The 2,793-nt window shown below is 50.5% G+C and carries 6 protein-coding genes; 3 read left to right on the plus strand and 3 right to left on the minus strand.

Annotation, left to right across the window (positions count from 1 at the left end; all coding sequences use genetic code 11):
• Positions 1 to 261 precede the first annotated feature (261 nt).
• From PPL9_RS20815 to PPL9_RS20825, 3 genes are read right to left on the minus strand one after another with little or no spacing between them, the layout of a single operon-like run.
• Positions 262 to 636 carry a hypothetical protein gene (locus PPL9_RS20815; RefSeq protein ID WP_057464486.1) on the minus strand — a complete coding sequence of 125 codons (375 nt, stop codon included), beginning with the start codon at positions 634 to 636 and terminating at the stop codon, positions 262 to 264.
• Entirely contained in the window at positions 626 to 1,039 is a 414-nt protein-coding gene (locus PPL9_RS20820; protein ID WP_057464487.1) for a hypothetical protein, read from the minus strand. The genes PPL9_RS20815 and PPL9_RS20820 overlap by 11 nt, the downstream gene beginning before the upstream one ends.
• Positions 1,036 to 1,320: a helix-turn-helix transcriptional regulator gene (locus tag PPL9_RS20825; protein ID WP_057464488.1), complete on the minus strand. Its 285-nt coding sequence runs from the start codon at positions 1,318 to 1,320 to the stop codon at positions 1,036 to 1,038. Before PPL9_RS20825 ends, PPL9_RS20820 begins: the two co-directional genes overlap by 4 nt.
• 93 nt (positions 1,321 to 1,413) lie before the next feature.
• Here PPL9_RS20825 and PPL9_RS20830 point away from each other — a divergent pair, with 93 nt between their 5' ends.
• The 3 genes from PPL9_RS20830 to PPL9_RS20840 all read left to right on the plus strand — a co-directional run bounded on the left by PPL9_RS20830 (position 1,414) and on the right by PPL9_RS20840 (position 2,669).
• A complete protein-coding gene (locus PPL9_RS20830; RefSeq protein ID WP_057464489.1) occupies positions 1,414 to 1,737 on the plus strand; it encodes a helix-turn-helix transcriptional regulator in 324 nt (107 codons plus the stop codon).
• Positions 1,738 to 1,739: 2 nt separating this feature from the next.
• Positions 1,740 to 2,306, plus strand: coding sequence for a hypothetical protein (locus PPL9_RS20835; RefSeq protein WP_057464490.1), 567 nt, complete (start codon positions 1,740 to 1,742; stop codon positions 2,304 to 2,306).
• Between the two features lie 75 nt (positions 2,307 to 2,381).
• Positions 2,382 to 2,669 carry a hypothetical protein gene (locus tag PPL9_RS20840; RefSeq protein ID WP_057464491.1) on the plus strand — a complete coding sequence of 96 codons (288 nt, stop codon included), beginning with the start codon at positions 2,382 to 2,384 and terminating at the stop codon, positions 2,667 to 2,669.
• Positions 2,670 to 2,793: the final 124 nt, after the last annotated feature.

A 2,793-nucleotide genomic window follows, 5' to 3' on the forward strand; every position in this document is an offset into this window, starting at 1 on the left:
ATTGAGTTCTTTCTCGCGTTTCATTCGAGCCAGGGCAGTCTTAAGCTTCCGCCGAGTAGATGCTCTCATCGTTCCCGATCGCCTTGCTCGATGCCAGGTTGTGTGAGCTACACCTGCAGTAGCGCAAAGTTGCGCCACGCTAATTCCGAGCCGTTTTGCATCACGCTCGATCTTCTCCAGTCCCTGTGGATTTTGAGAGACGGTTGACAAACGCACGTGCGTTTCAATTCGGCTGGAGCAGGAAAAACCCATGATGCAGTCCTAAAGCAGTGTCGTAGAGCTGGGAGCCGCCGCACCAGCGGGGAGACTTGGTGCGGCGGCAGTCGAGCCAGGGCTTGGGAGGTGTGGGAGAGCACCCTGGCTATTGCTTGTGTCGTGAAACAGGGAATACAGCGCCATCAACGTCACGCTGGTAATGAGCTGGCCCTTTTCGTGATTGATCGCAGCGGGATGACCAGCCAGCACATTCTCAGCAAACAGAATGCCGCGCTCAAACGTGAATGGACCCGCAAGAACACGCGCAGCCCGATCCCGTTGAGGCTCAACCAGAACCAGCCGCTCATCATCGAGCCGGCCAATAATCCGGAACCCGGAGCCACTTGCTTTCTCAATCCTGCAGATCTGGTCAGCTTCCATCTAGGTCGCCTCCCTTCAACTTCTGCGCAGTGGCAATCACTTCTTCAAATCGAACGGTAAGATCTCGGCGCTCTATGGCAGTGCGAACGTCCTTCAGGAACGGCAGACCCTCCGGATCAACAGCATCCAGAAAGGGAAGACCGTAAGCGTTCACCAACTTCATGAAATGCGGGGCTTTGGGAGCCGCCCGCTTGTCTAGCCAGTTTTTAACCGTCTTCCAGGGGATGCCGGTTTCCTTACCAACGATCTTGGCGGTGCCATCTGGATACTTCTGGCGAAGGAACTCAGAGATCCGCTCAGCCATCTCAGCATCTTCAGAACGAGCGCAACTTTGCGCTGTTTGCAGCGTGGAAAAACGACGCCGACCAATGATATTGGGGAGAGTGGCTGAAGAAGAGCTCATGATACGCTTAACCTCATAGGCTTGACCGACGCAAAGCACTGAGCTTGCTGCTCGCGAACTTCACTTACAGTTTTGGGAGGAGAAACAGTCAGGAAGTCATCAGCAGAAACAGCAAAGCCAGTCGCCACAACGATCCGCTGAATGAGATCCAGCTTGACGTTTTGCTTACGATTGATGATGCGCGACAAGCTTTGCTCTGTGATGCCAACTGTCGCTGCAAAGTCATCTCGCCGCATGCCCGCGCTATCTAGATAAGTTTGGAGTGGATGCAAATCAGTCATGCAATGACATTTACCTGACAGGTAATATTCGTCAAGACAAATTTACCTGTACACCGGATAGAAATTTACATGTGGTGAAATCACAATGCAGCTATGAGCAGAAAGCAGTACAAACCAACCTACCTCAAAGAGTGGCGCAAGCACCGCAACCTAAGCCAACAAGCACTAGCGGATCGCATGCTGGATGATGAAGGCTATCAGCTGGTAACGAACGTCAGTATAAGCCGGATCGAAAAAGGCCTGCAGCCCTACACTCAATCAGTCCTAGAAGCACTTGCTGAAGCTTTAGAAACTACGCCCATTGCTTTAATCAGCTCCCCTCCTGGCGAAGCAGCAGAACTCATTAACCGCATCCAAGAACTCACCCCCCAACAGCAAAAACAAATAAAGGCCTTTCTTGATGCAATAAGCACCTGAAAATGAATTATATTCTGATACCAATAGCCATTACCGTGTGTCTGTTCATTGTGTTCAGATACATAAGAAGTCAAGCAGAGCCCCAAACGCACCACCTACAATCGAGCGAAGATCATATTGACTTCAAAATAAGGTCCGATCACGAGGTTGCACAAGAACTTAAAAGGCGCTTCTTCGCCTCATCCGCCGCAGAAAAAGAAGTATTCCAGAGTTGTATGCTTCACCTCTTATCAAGCGCTATCGGTTCTCCTATTCTCTTTGACACGCCCGAAGAAATCTCTAGCTTTCTGAGTGAACGATTTAATCGAATGGAGCCAGAGCATCTCTTTGACATCAATCTGACTTTAGTGGAGTTAATCTCTGAGATTGATCATCGAGATCCAACATTTGCACCAGCACAACTCTTTCAAGTTACAGTCGAGGCCCAGCTAACAGCACGAACAGAAGGGCGACTGGCCGAGACGGAAGATCAAAGCAAAAAAGTAAGCGCAATCGCTTCAAGGGAACTTCGCAAACTTACCCTCGAAGCAATTTCCGCAATAGTTGCTCACGAAAAGATATTTACCTGACAGGTAATTTTATCTTGACACTCTTACCTATCAGGTAAATTATAGTTGCCGTTACCAACCTGAGGAAACGGCACTATGACCTTACAAACTGCCTCCAAAACCTATAATCGATCTGAACTCTGCGAGGCGCTCGGCCTCTCAGAGAACAACTTCGATCGCCTACGAAAAAAACTGGAAGCTGAAGGGTTTCCAACACGCTTACCCGGTATGGCCAGATGGTCCCGCCCTGCAGTTCATGCGTGGATCGCTGCCAACGGTGACGCGCTCCTCATGCGCCAGATCTTGGTCGGCCCGGAACCAGAAACCCCAAACATCGAACCAAGCGCTTCCCTCCTGCAAAAATACGCAGGAGCAGCAGCATGACAGCAGGAACAACACCACAAGAAGACCTCTTCTTGCCTGGCCTGAAGGATCTCAGCCAGAAGCAAAAACATGAACTCATCGCCTTGCAACGAAAGCCCCTGCTACGTGTTCGAAACGGCTGGTG

It is taken from the genome of Pseudovibrio sp. POLY-S9 (assembly GCF_001431305.1).
Lineage (GTDB): Bacteria > Pseudomonadota > Alphaproteobacteria > Rhizobiales > Stappiaceae > Pseudovibrio.

Bases quoted from the DNA above. Each gene is read 5' to 3' on its own strand.
- PPL9_RS20815 (WP_057464486.1), bottom strand. From the start codon at position 636: ATGGAAGCTGACCAGATCTGCAGGATTGAGAAAGCAAGTGGCTCCGGG.
- PPL9_RS20820 (WP_057464487.1), bottom strand. From the start codon at position 1,039: ATGAGCTCTTCTTCAGCCACTCTCCCCAATATCATTGGTCGGCGTCGT.
- PPL9_RS20825 (WP_057464488.1), bottom strand. From the start codon at position 1,320: ATGACTGATTTGCATCCACTCCAAACTTATCTAGATAGCGCGGGCATG.
- PPL9_RS20830 (WP_057464489.1), top strand. From the start codon at position 1,414: ATGAGCAGAAAGCAGTACAAACCAACCTACCTCAAAGAGTGGCGCAAG.
- PPL9_RS20835 (WP_057464490.1), top strand. From the start codon at position 1,740: ATGAATTATATTCTGATACCAATAGCCATTACCGTGTGTCTGTTCATT.
- PPL9_RS20840 (WP_057464491.1), top strand. From the start codon at position 2,382: ATGACCTTACAAACTGCCTCCAAAACCTATAATCGATCTGAACTCTGC.